Consider the following 20552-nt stretch of genomic DNA (forward strand, 5'->3'; position numbering starts at 1 on the left):
TTTTAGGCGCACTTTTTAAGGATCCAACGGTACCTAAAGGCCCATTTCCATGAAATTTGAGACTGTACATTTGGAACTTGGTCGGAAAAGGTTTGCAATTCTTTCTTTTTAAAACCCCGTAAGATGGAAATCAGTCCATCGTGTTTGGCGGTTTCCGTTTTAATAAAAATAACACTAAATGCCTTAAAAAGGTAGTAGGCGAGCCGACTTCTATGTAAATCGTTAATAATTACACCGATATGGGCCATATTGGCAAACCTTTCCAAAAATATGGGGATGTTGGCATTGCTAAAATGATGTAAGGTCAAAGTGGTGATGACGATATCCACTTCGATGGAATTCAAGGTAAATACATCCCGATTTAGGTAGGAAATTTCGGGAAAATCCACGGATTTTTTTCGGGCGATTTCCAAAGCGTCACTATTTAGGTCCAGACCGATTAAATTTACAGTGATGTTCGACTTTCTGGCCTTCAAGGCGAGTTTTCTGAGCATTTCTCCATCGGAACAACCTACGTCCAAAATCGTATACGATTCTTTTTTATGTTCCCGAAGCATCCTGAATACGGCGTTTGAGGTGATATGGATACCTCCTAATAGTCGGTTTACCCGATTGATGTCCTCCAACATGACTTCCAGCTCCTTTTGGGAACCTTGAAAGTCGTCCAACTGTTCTTCTTGGTTACTTCGTACCGACAAATCCATCATGGTGAAACCGTTTTTCCGTGGGTTTTGGCAATCATTTTTTGTAGCAGACCTTCAGACCGACCAAAGGTGGAAATGCCCCAATTCAAAAAGTTATCCTTCAACAATAATTTTTGGAAATAACGTCCATACAGCAACCGACGCCTAAAATGGTCGTTCCAGGAACTTTGGTAGGCTTCCTCCATATCCTTTCGACTTTTATAGGTTCCGTTGAAATAACCGTGTACACACTCCGAAACCAGTTTTCCCGCATGAATGGCCATCGCCATACCATTGCCGCAAAGCGGATGTATCAATCCAGCCGTATCGCCGCACATCAGCACATGGTTTACAATGGGTTTCTTTGGCTCAAAGGAAATCTGACCGATGCTCAGGGGATGTTCAAAAACCGGTTCGGCCTTTGTTAAAAAACGCTTTAAATGCGGATTCTGGGAAACAATCTTTTCATTGAAGGCCGATACGTCCTTGAACTCCTTGAATACATCGTATTGCGCCAAATAACAAAAATTGATATGACCCTTCTCCGTTTTTGAAAGTCCGCCGTAACCGCCCTTAAAATTGTGCAGGGCCACGAGATCATTGGGGAATTCGGGAAATGAATAGTGTCCCTTTATGGCCAACCAATGTGTCTTTTTTTGGATAAAGGAACGGTGCAGGGCTTTATCCAACCCCGATCGTTTTCCGTACGCACCGATAACCATGTGAGCGCTTACCCTTGTTTGTCGGCTTTCCACCTTAAACCCATTTCCATCAAACCGGATATCCTGCACCTTTTCGAAGTAAAAGGTAACCTTTTGGCTCTTGGCGGTTTCGTACAATAGGTTATCCAGCGCATACCTGCTAATACCCACGCCACCCAAGGGAAGTCGGCACGCTGCAATTTTACCCTGGTTGCTGCTGATTTCAAATCGGTCTATGGACTTCCCACCCGCCGCTAAAAGGTCGACCCCAAGTGAATTCAAATACGGAAGGATCTCGTTGGAAAGGTATTCACCACACACTTTATGATGTGGATAGGGATTGCTTTCAAAAACCCCGATGTCAAATCCATAGCGGGAAAGCGCAATGGCGGCCGTTAGTCCAGCCAAACCACCCCCTACAATGCCTATTTGATGTTCGTTCACATCCTGAAAGTACGCAATCCAAAAATAATCCCCGCACAAGGCGGGGATTTATTGGCACCGCAAAAGGGTTTAATATCCCCAAGCTTGCCTTGTAATTAAAAAATTGTTTCCTACGAATGCCCCGAGGTAGTTTACTCGTAAAAAAAAGCTTCGCAGCTTGCAACGGGGTAACCGCTAAAGTATTTAGACAGCCCCCTGAACTTTACCAGGATTATCCTTTGGTTTGTTGTACGGCCTCTTCCTTCAATTCCTCGCTTGCCACAATGGCCAATTCTACCCTTCTGTTCTGGGCCTTGCCTTCAACCGTATTGTTATCGCCTACAGGCTGATTCTCCCCGTACCACTTGGTCGTAAATCGGGAAGGTTCAATACCTTTTGCTACCAAATAACTGGTTACGGAAGTAGCACGTTGTTCGGAGAGCTTCATATTGTATTCGTCGGAGCCTGCACTATCGGTATGGCCTTCCACCAAAATATTGGATTTAGGATATTCCTTAAAAATGCTGGCCAATTTATCCAAAGTGGCGGCGGAAGTTCCCTTAACATCGGATTTATTGGTGTCAAAATACACACCGGCATCTTCATTAAAGGTAACGTTGATTCCCTCGCCCACTCTTTTCACTTCGGCACCTGGAATTTCCTCTTCGATACGTTCCGCTTGCCTATCCATACGGTTGCCGATATAACCACCCGCAGCACCCCCAATAGCGGCTCCTAAAATGGCACCCAAAGCAGTGTTGTTTCCGCTTCCAACGTTGTTTCCAATGACACCACCTATTACGGCACCTCCCGCAGCACCAATTGCGGCACCTTTTTGGGTCTTGTTGGCATTTTTGACGGTACTACAGCTCATAACCATGGCCAAAGCCAAAACATAACTTGTATTTTTTAATAATCTAGATTTCATCTGTTTGTTTTTAAAAATTGGGGATTTATTTCTTTGTAAAATCGTACACCACGGTAACGGGTTCTCCATTTACCTGTACATTGGATTTTAAGGTCATTGTAGATTCCGTAAGGCTTTCAATGTTAAGTCGGTAGCCCAAACCTCCGGAGATGTCCTTGTTCCTTTCGTCAATAAACTTGAACTGTAATTGACTCTGATAGTTTTCCGCACGCTCCACAACAGACCATCTAATATAGCGATTTCCCCCGTTGCAAAGGGTAGATGGGGAAATAGTGTACCTTCCGGTGCTGTTGTTGTCCCTAAAGAACCACTCGCTTCCTTCAAGACAGATATCCTCAACATCGTTGAACAGGACCGCCTTAAAGTTACCGGTATTGTTTTCAAAGGAAACATCGTTTAAGGACCAGGTACCACTGAGCAGGTTGCGCTTGGACCTTGCGTCCTTGGAAATAGAACAAGAGGATAGCATCATTGCGAAAATCCCCGTAAGAACTATTGCTTTTTTCATAAATAGCATTGTTTTTAAGATTACCCTATATACGTTACCAAATAAGTTTTTGGATGTATTTAGGCCTATAACGATTTAATACACACAAATATTTGTAGAAGTATCAAATTAGCTTCGCTCGATTCCATTTTTTGTTGACCGAAACACTAAAAGGCCATCAAATCCAGGAGTTCCTGTTCAAATCTAGATTTGGCCAAATACTGTTGTTCCAAGGCATTATTGAAAGGGATGGGGGTATCCAAGCTGGCAACCCGTTTAATGGGCCCATCCAGATAATGAAAACAGTTTTCTGTGACCAAGGCAGAAATATCACTGGCAATTCCACCAAAAAGACTATCCTCCTGTAGGATAATGAGTTTTCCCGTTTTCCGTACCGATGTATAAATTGCCTCCGTATCCAAGGGTTGCAAGGTACGCAAGTCAAGCAGGTCGGCGCTTATGTCCAGATGCCTTTCCAAGGTTTCCAAGGCCCAATGCACCCCCGCACCATACGTAACGATGGTGACATCCCTCCCGGATTTAAATAAATTGGCCTTTCCAAAAGGTATCGTAAAGGGATTAACGGGGACATCTTCATAGACACTACGGTACAGCCCTTTGTGTTCAAAGTAAAGCACTGGATTTGGGTCCTCGATGGCAGTGGCCAGAAGTCCTTTTGCGTCTGAAGGGAACGCCGGGTACACCACTTTCAACCCTGGGGTTTTCGTAAACCAGGCTTCGTTGGTCTGTGAATGGAAGGGTCCTGCCCCCACCCCGCCCCCACAGGGCATACGGATGACAACATCGGCCTTTTCTCCCCATCGGTAGTGGCTTTTGGCCAGATAATTGACGATAGGATTAAAACCGCTACTGACAAAATCCGCAAATTGCATTTCAACGACCGATTTCATCCCGTTTATGGACAGCCCCATGGCCGTTGAGACTATGGCGGATTCACAGATAGGAGTATTCCGAACTCTTTCCTTTCCAAAGGCCTCCACAAATCCGTCGGTAATCTTAAAAACCCCGCCGTATTCGGCTACATCCTGACCCATGATGACCAAGTTGTCATGTTTTTCCATGGCCGACTTCAGACTTTGGGAAATGGCATCTACAAAACGGATATTTCGTTTATGAATCAAGGGTGTAACTTCTTTGTAATCAAATTTTTGATACACATCATGTAATTCATTACTTATATTGGCTGAAATCGATTCCTCGAGAAAGGCCATTTGCAGATTTTGGTCAATTTCACGTGTAATTTCCTCACGGAAAGATGCCTCCATGGTTTCGGTCAACAGACCGGTTTCCATTAAGTATTTGGTATAGTTCTCCAAGGGGTCTTTCGCCGCCCAGTTTTCCATGAGATCCTCGGGCACGTATTTGGTGCCGCTCGCTTCCTCATGCCCGCGCATACGAAAGGTCTTGAATTCCAGTAAAATGGGTCTGGGGTTCTTGCGGATATCAATGCACAGTTCGTTTACCTTGGAAAAAACCTCCAGAATATTGTTTCCATCGATGATATGGGATTCCATGCCGTACCCTATTCCCTTATCCGCAATATGTTCGCAGCGATATTGCTCGTTGGTTGGGGTGGATAGCCCATATCCATTGTTCTCAACGCAGAACAGAACGGGTAATTCCCAAACGGCGGCAATGTTCAGGGCTTCGTGAAAATCACCCTCGCTGGTAGCACCTTCCCCGGTAAAGACAGCGGTTACATGTGGCTCCTTTCGCAGTTTATGCGCAAGAGCGATGCCATCTGCCACACCCATTTGGGGTCCCAAATGGGATATCATCCCAATAATCTTGAATTCTTGCGTGCCGAAGTGAAAACTGCGGTCCCTGCCCTTGGTAAAACCGCCCATTTTCCCTTGCCACTGGGAAAAGAGTCGGTGTAAGGGAATGTTTCTTGTGGTAAAAACTCCCAGATTGCGGTGCATGGGAAGGATATATTCCTCATTCTGCATGGCCAATGCCACTCCTACGGAAATCGCTTCCTGCCCGATACCACTGAACCATTTGGAAATCTTTCCCTGTCGCAATAAAATCAACATTTTCTCCTCGATCATGCGAGGTTTCAGCATGGCGCGGTACAAGGCTATCTTAACATCATTGGATACCTTAAAAGCTTTAAAATCCATACGTAGGAACATTGGTTGAAATCAGGGAATAAATGTAACAAAAAACACATCATCTTGTTGGAAATCCAACACATTGGATGAACGCAAGAATTTGTAGCTTTGTAATATATTCTAAATAATTTTTTCATGAGTGTAGTACCCAGTGTTGATTTGAGGGATTTTTTGTCCGACGACCCTAACAGGAAACAAAAGTTCGTACAGGAGATTGGAGCGGCTTTTGAAAATATCGGTTTTGTGGCGCTTAGCGGCCATTTTTTGTCTGATATGTTGGTGGAAGACCTTTACTCCGAAATCAAAAAATTTTTCAATCTTCCCCAAGAGATCAAGGACAAATATGAAATCGAGGGCATTGGCGGTCAGCGCGGGTATACCTCCTTTGGGAAGGAGCATGCAAAAGGAAGAAAAGAAGGTGATTTGAAAGAATTTTGGCATTTTGGCCAGTATGTGGAAGACAGCCCAAAGTTGAAAGAGGAATACCCGGATAATGTAACGGTGGATGAGCTTCCAAAATTCAATGAGGTAGGAAAAGAAACCTATAAAATGTTGGAAAAGACTGCAAAATATGTATTGCGAGCACTTGCCATTCACTTGGGTTTAAATGAGGACTACTTCGATGAATACATTAAGAACGGGAATTCCATTTTAAGGCCAATCCATTATCCTCCCATTATTTCAGAACCCAAAAACGCCGTAAGAGCGGCCGCTCACGGGGATATCAACTTGATTACCCTACTCATGGGCGCCCATGGGAAAGGGCTGCAGGTACAGAATCATAAAGGCGAATGGGTAGATGCCATCGCAAAGCCGGACGAGTTGATGATCAATGTGGGCGATATGCTTTCCAGGTTGTCCAACAACAAATTGAAATCCACCATTCACCAAGTCGTGAATCCCCCAAAGGAATTATGGGGAACCTCGCGATACTCCGTACCATTTTTTATGCACCCAGTAAGCGAAATGCCCTTAAATTGCCTTGAAAACTGCATCGATGCGGAACATCCTAAAATGTATGAGGATATTACCGCTGGCGAATTCCTTCACGAGCGACTCATTGAATTGGGATTGATTAAAAAGTAATCATGGACCTAAAAGATCAATTGAAAAACCTATTTCCGGACCATGTACCGGAAGAACCCCAGGTGGAGGCACCGCAAAGCGACCTTTGGTTACAGGACAGCCCCATGATCTGTAAATATGAGAAACGAAAAGGAAAACCGATCACCATCATAGAAGGATATACCGGGGCGGATTCCGACTTCAAAAAATTGGCCAAGGAACTAAAAACACGGTTGAGCGTGGGGGGAAGCTTCAAAAACGACCAAATTATCATCCAAGGGGATTATAGGGATAAAATCATGGAAATCCTAAAAGAAAAGGGCTTCAACGTCAAAAGGGTTGGGGGTTAAAAACCTAATATAATGCACGGATAGCTAATAGGTTGCGTCTTTTTTTGTTAATTTTTTTTGTTTTTTTGCTTTAAACCGTACTTTTAACTGTTAAACCTAAACCACTATCAGAAAATGAGTTCCCTGCTACACATAACAAACGGAGACGCATTTACGGAGCGTCTTAAGAAGTTGAATATAAAGGGCGATATCATCACATGGCGTGAAATGCTTTGTGAGGGCAAAACGCTAACGAGCGTAGGCAGTGAGTCCTTTTGGAAGACCAGGTTTGAGTTCTTACATAAGAATTACAAGGTTTCAAAGTCTTGGTTTATTGAGAAAACGCTTAAGGAATACCGTTCCCTTTGTAATCACAAACAGCAGGACCAAATAGTACTTTGGTTCGAGTATGATTTATTTTGTCAGGTCAATATGTTAGCGGTCATAAGCTGGTTGTTGACCAATAGAAGATATGCCCAAATTTCTTTGGTGTGTAGTGGCAAGGAAGACAATACGGATAAATTATACTCGTTGAACGAGCTTTCGGACGAACATCTTTTGAAATTATATAAGCATAAGGTGGTGCTGAACCAAGATGATGTGGAATACGCCGATTATGTATGGCAATTGTATTGCAGCAACAATCCTATCCGTCTTGAAAACCTGACTGATTTCAACGATTACAATTTTGCTTATCTGGGCGATGCGGTCAAAACACATTTAAGACGTTTTCCTAGTATTGCCAATGGTCTCAACGAGATGGAAAACAACATTTTGCAATTGGCCATCGATAAAAAGCCTAAGTCCAAAAGTGAATTTTTAGGCACCATTTTAAACAATCAAGGCAACCTAGGCTTTGGGGATTCCCAATACGAAAGGGCCTTACAACGGTTAAAACCATTGTTTTCTTCATTGAACCCAGTACGATTGACCAAAAAAGGAAAGGAAATATTGGACGGACAGACCAGTTACTATTCCTGTATACAGGACAATGACGTCTATTTGGGAGGAGCCTTAAAATATGATTTCCTATACAATACGGATTCGAACAGAATTTTAAAACTCTAGAATGCGTCTAGGCCCATCCGAGCTTATCCTTAATGCCGATGGCAGCATCTACCATCTCAACCTTTTGCCTCATGATATTGCAGAGACCATTATTACGGTAGGTGATCCCGACCGGGTCACCGAAGTCTCCAGCCATTTCGATTCCATACAAATCAAAAAAGGAAAACGGGAATTCCTAACCCATACGGGATTTCTTAATGGAAAACGTATCAGTGTGATCTCCACGGGAATTGGGACGGACAATATCGATATTGTCCTGAACGAATTGGATGCCCTGGTCAATATCGATTTTGAGACCAGAAAGCTTAAAAAAAATCGTATACGATTAAAAATTATCCGGATTGGTACTTCCGGAGCTATCCAAGAGGACATACCGATAGATTCCTGGTTACTTACGGAGTTGGCAATGGGGTTTGACGGGCTCTTGCATTTTTACAAAAATGATCTTTCGGATTTTGAGGAAATGGAGCATGAATTTATCCGCCAGACTGATTGGTCTTCCAAAAAATCCAGGCCCTATATCGTGGAATTCGATGCAGATTTGGCCAAAAAATTTAAATCAAATCGTATACGATTAGGAGTAACTACAACGAATACAGGATTTTATGGGCCTCAAGGACGAACGTTGCGACTTGCCCCAAGTGCGGACGGTTTTATTGAATCGATTTCCAATTTCAGGTATCGGGATAATCAGATTACCAATCTGGAAATGGAAACTTCGGGCATTTACGCGCTCTCAAAATTGCTGGGGCACCAAGCCGTCTCCCTCAATTGTATTCTTGCCAATAGGGCTACGGGGGAATTTTCCAAAAATCCCGAAGCATCGGTACAAGAACTGATTACTTTTGCACTTCAAAAAATAACATCGGATTGAAAACTGTCAAAATAGTAGGCGTACCGGAACATTTTAACCTTCCATGGCACTTGGCTTTGGAGGAAGGTGCCTTTGAAGACCGCGGCATCGATTTGCAATGGGAGGATATTCCCGAGGGTACCGGGAGAATGTGCCAACTCTTGTCCGAGAACAAAACCGATCTGGCCATTATTCTTACCGAAGGTATTGTCAAAAGCATTTCTGAAGGAAATCAGGTCAAGATCGTTCAGGAATACATCGCGTCTCCCCTGCTCTGGGGCGTTCATGTATCGGCCCAAAGCGATTTTGAACATTTAAGCGATTTAAGGGGCGCAAAAGCCGCTATTAGTAGATTTGGTAGCGGAAGCCATTTGATGGCCTTTGTGCAGGCCCAAAACGAGGGATGGGACCTAAATGCATTGCAGTTTGAGGTTATCAATGACCTAGAGGGAGCCATTAAAAGTTTGAGCGAGGGCACGGCCGATTATTTCATGTGGGAACATTTTACCACAAAACCCATCGTGGACAATGGTGTTTTCAGAAGATTGGGGGATTGCCCCACACCTTGGCCCTGTTTTATGTTGGTAGCCACCAATGGATTCCTGGAGGAAAATAAAATACTGATAACGCACATTTTGGAAGTTATCAATCTTTACACGGCTGAATTCAAGAATATACCCAGTATCGATAGGACCCTAGCCAATAGATACGGACAAAAATTGGAGGATATACAGACTTGGTTGTCCTTGACATCCTGGAGTCAAAATCAATTGGATTCCGGTGTCCTTGAAAACGTACTTGACACGCTCCAGCAACTTAAATTGATTGAGAAGGCGTTACCGTTAAGACATTACTTGGAGGATATTTAAACCGTTTCCTTTAGGTTAAAATGCTTTCCTATGAGCTTTTTGAACGTACTATCCGAAAGCGGTTTTTGTGCGTAATCCAGAATATGGGGATTTGCCGCTGCCCGCTCCTTATCCTCAGGGTTGTCGCTGACCGTAACCAAAACGATTGCCAATTGTTGTTTTAATTCCTCGGGCACTTGTTCCTCGTACATTCGCATGAAATCCCAACCGTCCTTAACGGGCATTCTTAGATCTAACATTACCATACATGGAAGAGAAAGTCTCTCAAGTCCCCTGTTCATAATGAAATCCAAGCCTTCCTGACCATTAAGGGCCGTATTTATCTCTATATTAAGGCCTAGTTTATTTATAAAAATGGAATGAAGGAAGTTGCTGGATTCATCATCGTCAATCAGCAATATGGAATTTACCTGCTCAAATTTATTCATGGTGTAAACGTTTTTATTCAGAAAAATAAGAAAATTCCTATTTAAGATAAAACTAAAACCTACCAATCTATAGTTTTATTGCCTTTAGCCGATAAAATTTTATTGCATTTAGAAAAATGACGGTTCCCGAACCAATATCCCCTATTGGCACTTAGGGGGGAAGGATGGCCCGATGTTAATATCCGATGCCTTTTCCCATCGATCAGCTTAGCTTTTTTCTTCGCAAAGCCGCCCCATAACAAAAAGACCACGTTTTCACTGTTTTCGGATATTTTTTCGATGACGGAATCCGTAAAGGTTTCCCACCCTTTTCCTTGATGACTGCCCGCTTGATGCGCACGAACGGTAAGGGTGGCATTCAATAGGAGTACCCCTTGGTCTGCCCATCGTTCCAAATTACCGCTGGTTGGATAGGGTTTTTGTACGTCCGTCTCAATTTCCTTAAAAATATTCACCAAGGAAGGAGGATGTGGAATTCCGTCCGCTACCGAAAAGCAGAGTCCGTTTGCCTGTCCCGGTCCGTGGTAAGGGTCTTGCCCAAGGATGACGACCTTGGTCGCCTCAAAAGGGCAATGGTCGAAGGCCGCGAATATATCCGAGCCCTTTGGGTAGCACCTGTTTTGTGTATATTCCCGTTTCACAAAGTCCGTTAAGGCTTTAAAATAGGGTTTTTCAAATTCAAATTGCAGTTGCGATTTCCAACCCGATTCCATTTTTACGTCCATAGGTGCGTATATCTACTTTTTACAAAGCTAGGCGTATATTCCTTGAAGGGCAAGCCAAAGGTGTTTGATTGCTATAAAATCATAGGATTTCAAAATTTCTACTTGACAAAAAACAATCTAGTTATTAAATTTGTAACTCATTAATATCATGTTTGTTATGAAGAAAAACTTTGTAGTGAAGACGGTATTAATCGCAGTAATTGCCGTTTTCTGCTCTTCTCATGTTTCGGGCCAGACACTGTATGCCCTTAAGATTAATGGTAAAATACGTTCCGAAGCCGTGGACATCACTGCTAAATACCAGCCCCGTTTGGTTATGGGCATGGACCAAGCCCTTGAATTTCAAGGAACCGTGGCCAAATTCTTGGTGAAACGGAAGGCCATTGAAGAGGATGAAACCCTTTCTCCCAAGGCCAAATACGAGCTGTTAAAGCAGCTCTCCAGTAAGGAGACCATGGCCATGGCCGATGTGCTGGAATCCTATCGCTTTCAGGAATACATGCGCATCAAGCCCCAAATTCAGCCTATTTTGGAACCTACGAGGGAACAAGAGGATATTTGGGCCGCAACTTCTGAGGCGAATTAATTATCCTCGACAGTTATTGTATCCGGAAGAAACTAGGAAAGGTTTTAAAATTCCTTGATTCAAGGAACATATATCTTCATATCTTTTTTGGGCCAATATGCTCCACCAAGCCACTGATTATTGCAATTGACGCCTTTCTCTATATCGTTGCCAATAACTACCTTTACCGCCATCTAAATAGATATATGGCCAAAATTCATTCTAAAACCTTACAGGATCTCGAGTTCCCCAAAGTTTTGCAACAGATTTCCATAAGATGTAACACTGCCCTGGGAAAAGAGGCGTCGTTAGAAATAGCACCTTTGGGCAATGCATCCCTTATGACGCATTCTTTGGGTATGACATCCGAGTATCTTTCTTCCATCGTAAGCGAGAACAGTATCCCAAATCATGGTTTTGATAGTATCAATGGTGAGTTGCGACTATTGAAAATTGAAAATACAACTTTGGAGCTTCAAGGTTTCAAGCGTATCGCCCATATTTGCGATACGGTGTTGGCACATCAGAAATTTTTCAAAAAATTCCAGGAGTACTATCCCCTGCTGCATGATTTTGCCTTGGAATTGGAACCCAATAAAGAGATTCCGGAACTTGTAAATGATGTTATAGACCGATTTGGCGAGATAAAGGACAATGCCTCCGAGGACCTATTACGCATCCGAAGACAGATGAACCAAGTTAGGGGAAAAATAAGTCAAAGTTTTGGCAATGCGCTAGCCACTTACCAATCTTCCGACTATCTGGATGAAATACGGGAGTCGGTAGTAGAGAACCGGCGCGTATTGGCCGTTAAGGCGATGTACCGTAAAAAGGTGCGCGGTGCGGTCATGGGGACCTCAAAAACGGGAAGTATCGTGTACATTGAACCCGAAGCCGCTTTAAAGTACAGTAGGGAACTCAACAATCTTGAGTTTGACGAAAAGGAGGAAATACAACGGATCTTGAATCGTTTGACAAGTCAAATCCGGCCATTTAGAGCTCTTTTAAGCGATTATCAGGATTATCTGACCCAAATAGATGTTACTGCGGCTAAAGCGAAGTACGCGCAGGATATCAATGCTCTTTTGCCTAAATTGAATGAAGCGCGGAGATTGTATCTACGGGATGCCTTCCACCCTCTTCTTTTTCTTAGTAATAAGCGAAAGGGGGAGAAAACTTTTCCCCAAACCATCGAACTACATGCCGAGAATAGGATCATCGTGATTTCCGGACCCAATGCGGGCGGTAAAAGTATTACCCTAAAGACTATAGGACTATTGCAAGTAATGCTTCAGAGCGGACTTTTGATCCCTGTACATGAACGAAGCGAAGTCTGCTTTTTCGATAAAATATTAACCGATATAGGAGATAATCAATCCATTGAAAATCATTTAAGTACGTACAGTTACCGACTTAAAAACATGAACCAGTTCTTAAAACGTTGCAATGAAAGCACCTTGTTCCTGATCGACGAGTTTGGAACAGGTAGTGACCCGGAACTGGGCGGTGCCTTGGCGGAAACCTTTTTGGAAGTGTTTTATGAACGGGGCTCTTACGGGGTCATTACCACCCATTATGCCAATTTGAAAGCATTGGCCAATGAACTGCCGCACGCAACCAATGCCAACATGCTTTTTGACAGTAAGACCCTAGAACCGACATTCCAGTTAATCTTGGGTCAGGCAGGAAGCTCCTTTACCTTTGAGGTGGCACAAAAAAATGGCATCCCCTACTCGCTTATCAACAAGGCCAAAAAGAAAATCGAGCGCGGGAAGGTCAGGTTTGATGCTACCATTGCCAAATTACAGAAGGAACGCAGTAAAATGGCGGAAACGGGCTCCAAGCTTAAAGAAGAAGAAGCCAAGGCACGTGAAGAGGCGGAACGATTGGAAAAATTGAATGCCAAGATAAAGTCCAAATTGGAAAACTACCAGGAGCTGTACGACCATGACCAGCGTATGATCCAGTTGGGCAACAAAGTAAATATTGCTGCGGACAAATATTTCCAGAACAACAAAAAGAGACCCTTGATTTCCGAGTTACTGCGGATTGTGGAAACAGAAAATAGTAAGCGCAAGAAGAAATCGGCTGCGGAGGCCAAAAAGGAACGGGCCAAGCAGGCCAAGGTAGCGCAAGAAGTCCAAAAGGAGGTCAAGGTGATTCGGGAGAAAAAGAAAGTAGAAAAGAAAAAGGCCATCCAAAAGGAAAAAAGCAAACCCAAACCTGTTTTTAAGGTGGGCGATCGGGTACGAATGTTTGACGGAAAGGCCGTTGGCACCATAGATTCCCTGGAAAAAGGAAAAGCCATTGTCAATTATGGCATGTTTACCACGAACGTAAGTGTGGACCAGTTAGATTTGGTAGAAAAGTCGAAATAGGAATTGATTATCAAGTATATATATTAAATCGTATACGATTTAATATGATGGAGCACCCTGAAATTCTTTAAAAAACAGCCGACACCAAGTTGTTGAATCCCAACTTTGGGTGCCGACTGCATTTCTCAAAACATAAACGCTAATTACAACTAACGGATTGAATCGTATACTCGGTACAAATACCTAGAAATGTTTTGGAGCAATAGGCTTCATAACACTTTTCACTATTAATGTAATTTAGGTCGAATTCTCCCATGGTTTTCCAAACAAGGTCCCAGTATTGAAATTGTATATGCACATCATGTGCTCCATTTGGCGGGCTCAAGTTGAAGAAAATGTTCTTTTCATCCACTTTTTTCCAATCGGTTTCTTCCGTTGTTTGGGTTCCTCTTTTCTTATAGGAGAACCTAAAACGAACATCTACTCCAATAGTTTTTCTTAGCCTGGCATTCTTATGAACATACGCATATGTTTGGCATTCTTCCAATCGATAATCGGTATTGTACCCCATTTTGGCAATGCGATTATCTTTTAAATATTTAATGGTGTAGGCAATCGGTGCTCCAGGATTGTCCCTGCTGTAAAGGGCTCCTTCATTTATAACATAATTAAGACCTCCAGATGATGCTACGTCACTTCCGGTAATTACGCGTGAAGCCACTTCTGCATTTCCGCCAATGGTTACCACGTTGATAGTGGATTGTTCCAAAATCGATTTGTATTTAGCCTCAACATCTGCATTTACGTCTTTCCCTATACTGGCATACTCCAAGGCGGCATCAAGTTCTACGCTTGTTTCGGTACTTGTTGTTTCCATACGAACCATGATTATTCTTCCATATTGTACGGAACTGACATAGGCAGGAGGGGAATCGGAGTTCATAAGAGATTTAACTCTATTTAGGTCTACCTTACTACCAAATACATCTGCAGGCGAATCCGGGGTAACCATGGTTACTTCATAAAAGACCTGTCTGTAAAGTATGGCCGCTACTCTTTTTTGAGAGCTGCTATTGTAACTGAATTGCGATTCAAACGAGGAACCGCTTGCCCACTCTACACCTACTCCCAAGTCTAAACTCATCTGTTGGGACGTATACGCTGTCGTTGACTCGTAATAGGCGTTGGAGGCAATTTCATAACCTTGAGGAGCAATTTCACTATTCCAATATTCAAGGCCCTCATCCAACGCGGTTTGAACGGTCCCGTAATCTGGATCATTTATTTCTAGGGTTCCCTTATCACCAATTCCAGGAAGGTCTAAGCGTAATTTCATACCGGCTCTTGCTATTTGCAGCGGTTGGGGGGCCCCGTCCAACATTTGATCATTACCAATAACCAATGCACCGGGATAAATAACCCCTAATGTTGGGTCAAAAATTGCAACATCTTCAAAATTTGAGCGAATATTATACTCATTGGTTTTGCATTCTGTAACATTCCCCAGACTGTTATTAGAGTTGTTGCTGACCACTCGGCTCTCTGATCCAGGTGTGCTTTGGACATTTAAAAGGGCATCTGGGTCATAAGAGAGTCTGGCGATATATGCATTAATACTATCGGCCTCTACACCACTGACACCTCCGTTTTTTTCCGGGCCATCAATGGTGTCTTTGCTGCAAGAACTGAGGGCAAATAAGAGAATGGCCAATATTAAGGACATTCCGTTCATGTTTTTAAAATTGAATGTTTTCATAATTTTACGGTTTATTGGATTCAACACCTCAAAACTATCTTTCAATCAATGGCTTACCTAATTTTGTCCATGGACAAAGTATGGACAAGTGAAATCATATTGGCATAAATTGGGTATGGACATATTGTAAATTGATATTGACTTATTTTTTTTAGAAATCTGATAATCAATATTTTAAATAAATTTATAATTATCTTTTGACTTCAAATTCATGGACAAAGTATGGACAGGACTGAATTTGAGGTATTTAAGTTTAACTTGTAGTTTCTATATTGATATTTCTCATTTATAACTATGAACTGTATTAAAAATTTAGCGTTTTTTTTGATTTCTATTAATTCACTCCTGTTCTCGCAAGAACCTCTGGTTAAATCGGATAGTCTTGGTGAATTATTAAAGCTAAGTAAGAGTTACAGGGATAGTGTGGATATTTTGGCTCAAATGGTAGAACATCATATGTATAATGACTCAAGGGAATCCATTGCTCTAGCCAATTTAATATTAAGTATTAGTAAAAATAACAATTATGGAAATGGACTTTCTGACGGACATTTTCTTAAGGCAAATGCTTATGGAGCATTGCAAATAATGGATAGTGCCATGCTGAACTATCAAGAGGCCATTAGGTTCTCAAAGCTTTTTGGCAGTAATAGAAATTTGGCCAGTGCTATGGCCAATATAAGTGTTATAGAAGGACAAAATGGCAATTATGTAAAAGCTATAAAGCTTATGGATACTGTCGCAAAAATGAACCTTGTAGAAAAGGATTATCTCAATTATGGAGTTACGCTCAATAATAGGGCCTACCATTTTTACGAACAAGGAGATTACGTAAACGCCATGAAAGGTTTTAAGGCGGCATTAAATATACTTGATACTATACCGAGGGATATTTTTCGCCAAGGAGATGTTTATAGAAATATCGCCAAACTCAATTATCAGGAAAAAGATTTTGAAGACGCACTTTCTTATTTAAATAAAGCCAATGATATTTATGAAAAAGTTGATGATTACCTATTTCAATCCTATGTTTGGTCGGATATTGGGAATGTCTACTTGGAACTTAAACGGTATGACAATGCTATTGAAAGTTATAAAAAAGGACTCACCATTTGCGAAGATTACGGTTTTAAGGAATCTAGATCTTTATCTTTAGGCAACTTGGCCATTGCACTTCGGGAACAGGGAAAACTTGAGGAGGCCCTGAATAGTTTTCATGAATCGACTAAAAACACTGAACATGATGAAAGTATGGCTAACAGAATTGTCCATGAATATCATGTGGGCTATACCCATGCCCTTCTTAAAAATAAGGATTCTGCTTTATTTCATCTTAACAGGGCTATTTCTTGGTCAGACTCTTTGGGCCAAGCCAATGAGCTTAAAAATGCGTTGGAATTTAGGTCAAAATCCTATGCGCTTTGGGGTATGGAAACGAATGCCTTAGAAGATTTACTTAAAATGAATTTTATAAAGGATAGCATCTTCAATACCAAGAAATCCAAGCAAATAGAACAACTACAAACTTTATATGAAACCGAAAAAAAAGAAGCGGAAATTGCCCTGCAAAAAGAAGAAATCAACACCTTAAATGAAAAGGCCAAAGTGGATACATTGACCAAAGGGCTCTATGCCGGTGGCATGTTCACCTTTGTGACCGTTTCAGGTTTGTTGTTCTTCGGATTCCGGCAACGTATAAAGAAAAACCGCATTGCCAGGGAAAAACAAGAGGCTATCTTCCAACAGGAAATTGAGCACAAACAAAAGGAATTGGCCAGCCAGACCCTGCACTTGGTTCAAAAGAACACCTTTATCCAGGAACTCATGGAGAACTTGGAAAAAATCAAAAACTCCCCGGAAAAGTTCAAAATGGAGTTTAGGCGTATCGTAATGCTATTAAAAAAGGAAAATGCTTCGGATAAGGATTGGGAGGTTTTTAAAAGTTATTTTGCCGATGTCCACAACGACTTCGACCAAAAACTTAAGACTATTTATACGGACATCTCAGAGAAGGAAATTCGTCTGGCTGCTTTCCTTCGTATGAACCTTACCACTAAGGAGATCGCAGCAACCTTAAACGTGCTCCCGGATAGTATTTTAAAGTCCAAATACCGACTCAAAAAGAAGCTGGGCCTGGACAAGGATACCGACTTGAACCAATTTTTAAACACGCTATGATGCGATATTTTACAATTCTAATACTAACATTCTCTTTTGCATCGATAATTGCCCAAAACGGTAGCAAAATGAAATTGGATAGCTTGGCCTTCGAAGCTCAAATACTGCGTTACCAGGAATCAGTAGAAAAAAATTTAGAAGAGGCTAGACTTATTGCCGATAGCCTAATGCTTAATGCAATTAAACAGAAGGAAATTTATTTTGAAGCCAAGGCATATCAACTATTGGGGCATTATTTCTATCTGAAATCGGACTTTCAAAATTCCATCGATAATTGCAAAAAAGCACTAAATCTATTGGAACAGCTTAAAATCCAGGGTCCCATGCCCAATACACTCAACCAATTAGGAATTTCGCAGAGATACCTAAGCCAATATGACGAGGCTTTGAAATCGCATCAAAAGTCGGCGGAGCTTAACGAAAGAATCAATGGAGACCCAATTGATTTGGCAAGAAGCTATTTGAATATGGGCAACCTAATGTTCGATGTTAAAAATTTGAAAGCTTCCAACAAGTACTACCAACAAAGCGAAGAAATATGTATAAAATATGGATTGAATGATTTCATCCCTAAATGTTGGGGAAATCTCGCCGCAAATTACCGTTATGAAGGCCAGTATGAAAAAGCCCTTGAATATCATCTTAAAAGTATTGCCTTGTTTGAAAAAAACCCAAGTATTGCGCTAACTCGGGAATATAATAACATAGGTGCTGTCTATGATGATTTGGAAGATTTTAACGTAGCAAAATCCTACTATTCCAAAGCATTAAGGCATTCTGAAAAATACGGGGAACCACAATTAATAGGGTTAATTTATAGAAATCTTGGGGAAATAGCAATGGTCGAGAAAGACTATGGACCGGCGGAAGAATACATTCAAAAATCAATGAACATCGCCAACAACACCCAAAATATAGAGCGACTCATACGAGGGTATGGAAAGATGGCCGAAATTAAAGCAGCTACCAATAATTTTAAAAGTGCCTATGAGTATAGGACAAAGTATAACCATTTATATGACAGCCTTAAAGGAATTGAGGTGACGGAAAGAATAAACAATCTGGAAATTAAATATCAAACCGAAAAGAAAGAAGCAGAGATTGCGCTTCAGGAAGAAGAAATAAAAACCCTAAGCCAAGAGGTAGAAATCAGCAATCTTAAAAAAGGTCTTTATGCTGGCGGAATGGCTTCTGCTGTTGCCGTTTCTGGACTTTTATTCTTTGGCTTTCGGCAGCGAATAAAGAAAAATAGAATTGCAAGGGAAAAACAGGAGGCAATTTATCAACAGGAAATCGAGCACAAACAGAAGGAGCTTACAAGCCAGACCCTGCACTTGGTACAAAAGAACACCTTTATACAGGAACTAATGGAAAACTTGGAAAACATCAAAAATTCCCCGGAAAAGTTCAAGATGGAATTCCGGCGCATCGTGATGCTATTGAAAAAGGAAAATGCATCGGACAAGGACTGGGAGGTCTTTAAAAGTTATTTTGCCGAAGTCCACAACGACTTCGACCAAAAACTAAAGACCATTTATCCGGATATATCTGAAAAGGAAATCCGCCTGGCCGCCTTTCTTCGCATGAACCTCACCACCAAGGAAATTGCGGCAACCCTAAACGTTTTACCGGATAGTATCCTCAAATCCAAGTACCGACTCAAAAAGAAACTGGGCCTGGACAAGGAAACAGATTTGAACCAATTCTTAAATACGTTATAAACCCTTAGGTCTAGTATTAAAGCTGCATTATCTTTGTGTTGTGGAAAAAGCAAAAAAAATTATTCTATTTGACGGGCTATGCAACGTCTGTAACGGTTTCGTCCAGTTCGTTATAAAACGGGATCACAAGGATGTTTTTCAGTTTACTTCCTTACAAAGCGATGTGGGCCAACGACTTCTAAAAGAACGAAAAATTGACACCACTAAAATTGATTCCGTTGTGCTGATCGAACCGGGAGTGGCTTTTTATATAAAATCCGATGCTGCACTGGAAGTAGGCAAGTCTTTAAAAGGATATAGGACAGTTTCTAAAATTTTTCAATTGATTCCCAGTAAAATACGTGATATCGTATACGATTTAATTGCAAAATATAGATACGCATGGTTCGGTAAAAGGGAAGACTGTATGGTTCCAAGTCCTGAAATCAGGGCCAAATTTCTCTAGTTATTTCGATTGGATTAACAACCATAGCTTACAAGTTACATTTTCTGGATTAAATATGGAAACTTGTAAACGTGGATGATAAAATTATAAAGACGGCACGCACAGGTTTTGTTGCAAAAGGAGTAGTTTATTTGATTACGGGTGTATTGGCCTTTTTGGCAGCCTTTAATCTAGGTGGCCAAAAAGCCGGTAAATTAGAGGTCATTGAATTTTTGGAAAAGCAACCTTTTGGGAAATTTATTTTGGTGGCACTTGGACTAGGACTTTGTTGCTATGCATTGTGGCGTTTTATTCAAAGTATCCAAGATCCTGAAAACATAGGGGATGATGGAAAAGGTACGATTAAACGCATAAGTTTCTTCATTAGTGGACTAATTTACATGGGGCTTGGATTTTTATCATTGATAAACGCATTCTCACAAACCGGAAATAATGGAGGAAGTAAATCTTCCTTGAAACCACCTGAATATCAGCAGTCCTTTTTTATTGTAGTAGGTTTTTGTTTGGCAGGAAAAAGTGTTTATCAATTTGTAAAGGCCTATAAGGGAACTTTTATTTCCAAATTCAATCTCAAGGCCATGTCGGAAACCACTAAAATAAAATTCATTAAAAATATGGGCTACGCCGGACTGTCGGCCCGGGGTATTTTAGTTGGGATCATAGCCTATTTCTTCATTACTGCCGGGCTTTCTGTGGGTAATACTTCTGGTGAAATGAAAGGCACTGAGAGCGCATTTTCCTTTTTGCAGCAAAATTCTTCTGGACCATGGTTGATGGGCATTGTTGCTGCTGGACTTGCCTGTTATGGCGTTTATATGTTTACCATGGCCCGATATCGCTCCTTTAATTAGGTTAATTGTAGATTCGATATTTTA

Annotated in this window: 19 protein-coding genes; 11 read left to right on the forward strand and 8 right to left on the reverse strand. The window is 41.5% G+C overall.

Going from position 1 to position 20552, the window contains the following annotated elements:
* Positions 1–2: 2 nt before the first annotated feature.
* The 5 genes from F0361_RS13475 to F0361_RS13495 form a co-directional block, all read right to left on the reverse strand.
* A complete protein-coding gene (locus tag F0361_RS13475; protein WP_154919259.1) occupies positions 3–707 on the reverse strand; it encodes a methyltransferase domain-containing protein in 705 nt (234 codons plus the stop codon).
* Positions 704–1867: an NAD(P)/FAD-dependent oxidoreductase gene (locus F0361_RS13480; RefSeq protein ID WP_246160889.1), complete on the reverse strand. Its 1164-nt coding sequence runs from the start codon at positions 1865–1867 to the stop codon at positions 704–706. Before F0361_RS13480 ends, F0361_RS13475 begins: the two co-directional genes overlap by 4 nt.
* Positions 1868–2039: 172 nt before the next feature.
* Positions 2040–2735, reverse strand: coding sequence for an OmpA family protein (locus F0361_RS13485; RefSeq protein WP_154919261.1), 696 nt, complete (start codon positions 2733–2735; stop codon positions 2040–2042).
* A gap of 25 nt (positions 2736–2760) precedes the next feature.
* Positions 2761–3243, reverse strand: coding sequence for a lipocalin family protein (locus F0361_RS13490; protein ID WP_154919263.1), 483 nt, complete (start codon positions 3241–3243; stop codon positions 2761–2763).
* A gap of 146 nt (positions 3244–3389) precedes the next feature.
* Positions 3390–5366, reverse strand: coding sequence for an alpha-ketoacid dehydrogenase subunit alpha/beta (locus tag F0361_RS13495; protein ID WP_154919265.1), 1977 nt, complete (start codon positions 5364–5366; stop codon positions 3390–3392).
* A 126-nt stretch (positions 5367–5492) separates the two neighbouring features.
* On the opposite strand from F0361_RS13495, the gene F0361_RS13500 reads away from it, so the two are divergent.
* The 5 genes from F0361_RS13500 to F0361_RS13520 all read left to right on the forward strand — a co-directional run bounded on the left by F0361_RS13500 (position 5493) and on the right by F0361_RS13520 (position 9541).
* Entirely contained in the window at positions 5493–6443 is a 951-nt protein-coding gene (locus F0361_RS13500) for an isopenicillin N synthase family dioxygenase (RefSeq protein WP_154919267.1), read from the forward strand.
* A 2-nt stretch (positions 6444–6445) separates the two neighbouring features.
* Positions 6446–6772 (forward strand): translation initiation factor, encoded by a 327-nt coding sequence (locus F0361_RS13505; RefSeq protein WP_154919270.1) that lies wholly within the window; start codon positions 6446–6448, stop codon positions 6770–6772.
* 114 nt (positions 6773–6886) lie between these two features.
* Positions 6887–7819, forward strand: a complete 933-nt coding sequence (locus tag F0361_RS13510) for a DUF1835 domain-containing protein (RefSeq protein ID WP_154919273.1) — start codon at positions 6887–6889, stop codon at positions 7817–7819.
* Between the two features lies 1 nt (position 7820).
* Positions 7821–8693, forward strand: a complete 873-nt coding sequence (locus tag F0361_RS13515; RefSeq protein WP_154919275.1) for a nucleoside phosphorylase — start codon at positions 7821–7823, stop codon at positions 8691–8693.
* Entirely contained in the window at positions 8690–9541 is an 852-nt protein-coding gene (locus F0361_RS13520) for a substrate-binding domain-containing protein (protein ID WP_154919277.1), read from the forward strand. The genes F0361_RS13515 and F0361_RS13520 overlap by 4 nt, the downstream gene beginning before the upstream one ends.
* On the opposite strand, the gene F0361_RS13525 is transcribed toward F0361_RS13520, so the two are convergent.
* Positions 9538–9969 carry a response regulator gene (locus tag F0361_RS13525; protein ID WP_154919280.1) on the reverse strand — a complete coding sequence of 144 codons (432 nt, stop codon included), beginning with the start codon at positions 9967–9969 and terminating at the stop codon, positions 9538–9540. The two genes, F0361_RS13520 and F0361_RS13525, sit on opposite strands and share 4 nt — an antisense overlap.
* Before the next feature lie 59 nt (positions 9970–10028).
* Complete coding sequence (locus F0361_RS13530; protein WP_154919282.1) at positions 10029–10694, reverse strand: uracil-DNA glycosylase; 666 nt, start codon at positions 10692–10694, stop codon at positions 10029–10031.
* A gap of 157 nt (positions 10695–10851) precedes the next feature.
* Between F0361_RS13530 and F0361_RS13535 the strand changes: the two genes are divergently transcribed.
* Complete coding sequence (locus tag F0361_RS13535; protein WP_154919284.1) at positions 10852–11280, forward strand: hypothetical protein; 429 nt, start codon at positions 10852–10854, stop codon at positions 11278–11280.
* 185 nt (positions 11281–11465) lie between these two features.
* Positions 11466–13637: an endonuclease MutS2 gene (locus tag F0361_RS13540; protein WP_154919286.1), complete on the forward strand. Its 2172-nt coding sequence runs from the start codon at positions 11466–11468 to the stop codon at positions 13635–13637.
* Between the two features lie 139 nt (positions 13638–13776).
* Here F0361_RS13540 and F0361_RS13545 read toward each other — a convergent pair whose 3' ends face one another.
* The gene (locus tag F0361_RS13545) at positions 13777–15333 is read right to left on the reverse strand and encodes a thiol-activated cytolysin family protein (RefSeq protein ID WP_154919288.1); all 1557 of its coding nucleotides are present in this window, start codon (positions 15331–15333) and stop codon (positions 13777–13779) included.
* Positions 15334–15657: 324 nt separating this feature from the next.
* Between F0361_RS13545 and F0361_RS13550 the strand changes: the two genes are divergently transcribed.
* The 4 genes from F0361_RS13550 to F0361_RS13565 all read left to right on the forward strand — a co-directional run bounded on the left by F0361_RS13550 (position 15658) and on the right by F0361_RS13565 (position 20528).
* Positions 15658–17511, forward strand: coding sequence for a tetratricopeptide repeat protein (locus tag F0361_RS13550; RefSeq protein WP_161598238.1), 1854 nt, complete (start codon positions 15658–15660; stop codon positions 17509–17511).
* Positions 17512–17579: 68 nt separating this feature from the next.
* Positions 17580–19232 carry a tetratricopeptide repeat protein gene (locus tag F0361_RS13555; protein WP_161598239.1) on the forward strand — a complete coding sequence of 551 codons (1653 nt, stop codon included), beginning with the start codon at positions 17580–17582 and terminating at the stop codon, positions 19230–19232.
* 40 nt (positions 19233–19272) lie between these two features.
* Complete coding sequence (locus F0361_RS13560; protein ID WP_246160890.1) at positions 19273–19677, forward strand: thiol-disulfide oxidoreductase DCC family protein; 405 nt, start codon at positions 19273–19275, stop codon at positions 19675–19677.
* 71 nt (positions 19678–19748) lie between these two features.
* Positions 19749–20528, forward strand: a complete 780-nt coding sequence (locus F0361_RS13565) for a DUF1206 domain-containing protein (protein WP_154919296.1) — start codon at positions 19749–19751, stop codon at positions 20526–20528.
* Positions 20529–20552: the final 24 nt, after the last annotated feature.

It is taken from the genome of Maribacter flavus, from assembly GCF_008386635.1.
GTDB lineage: Bacteria > Bacteroidota > Bacteroidia > Flavobacteriales > Flavobacteriaceae > Maribacter > Maribacter flavus.

Bases quoted from the DNA above. Each gene is read 5' to 3' on its own strand.
- F0361_RS13515 (WP_154919275.1), top strand. From the start codon at position 7,821: ATGCGTCTAGGCCCATCCGAGCTTATCCTTAATGCCGATGGCAGCATC.
- F0361_RS13475 (WP_154919259.1), bottom strand. From the start codon at position 707: ATGATGGATTTGTCGGTACGAAGTAACCAAGAAGAACAGTTGGACGAC.
- F0361_RS13510 (WP_154919273.1), top strand. From the start codon at position 6,887: ATGAGTTCCCTGCTACACATAACAAACGGAGACGCATTTACGGAGCGT.
- F0361_RS13530 (WP_154919282.1), bottom strand. From the start codon at position 10,694: ATGGACGTAAAAATGGAATCGGGTTGGAAATCGCAACTGCAATTTGAA.
- F0361_RS13535 (WP_154919284.1), top strand. From the start codon at position 10,852: ATGAAGAAAAACTTTGTAGTGAAGACGGTATTAATCGCAGTAATTGCC.
- F0361_RS13485 (WP_154919261.1), bottom strand. From the start codon at position 2,735: ATGAAATCTAGATTATTAAAAAATACAAGTTATGTTTTGGCTTTGGCC.
- F0361_RS13490 (WP_154919263.1), bottom strand. From the start codon at position 3,243: ATGAAAAAAGCAATAGTTCTTACGGGGATTTTCGCAATGATGCTATCC.
- F0361_RS13525 (WP_154919280.1), bottom strand. From the start codon at position 9,969: ATGAATAAATTTGAGCAGGTAAATTCCATATTGCTGATTGACGATGAT.
- F0361_RS13500 (WP_154919267.1), top strand. From the start codon at position 5,493: ATGAGTGTAGTACCCAGTGTTGATTTGAGGGATTTTTTGTCCGACGAC.
- F0361_RS13545 (WP_154919288.1), bottom strand. From the start codon at position 15,333: ATGAAAACATTCAATTTTAAAAACATGAACGGAATGTCCTTAATATTG.
- F0361_RS13505 (WP_154919270.1), top strand. From the start codon at position 6,446: ATGGACCTAAAAGATCAATTGAAAAACCTATTTCCGGACCATGTACCG.
- F0361_RS13495 (WP_154919265.1), bottom strand. From the start codon at position 5,366: ATGGATTTTAAAGCTTTTAAGGTATCCAATGATGTTAAGATAGCCTTG.
- F0361_RS13540 (WP_154919286.1), top strand. From the start codon at position 11,466: ATGGCCAAAATTCATTCTAAAACCTTACAGGATCTCGAGTTCCCCAAA.
- F0361_RS13555 (WP_161598239.1), top strand. From the start codon at position 17,580: ATGAAATTGGATAGCTTGGCCTTCGAAGCTCAAATACTGCGTTACCAG.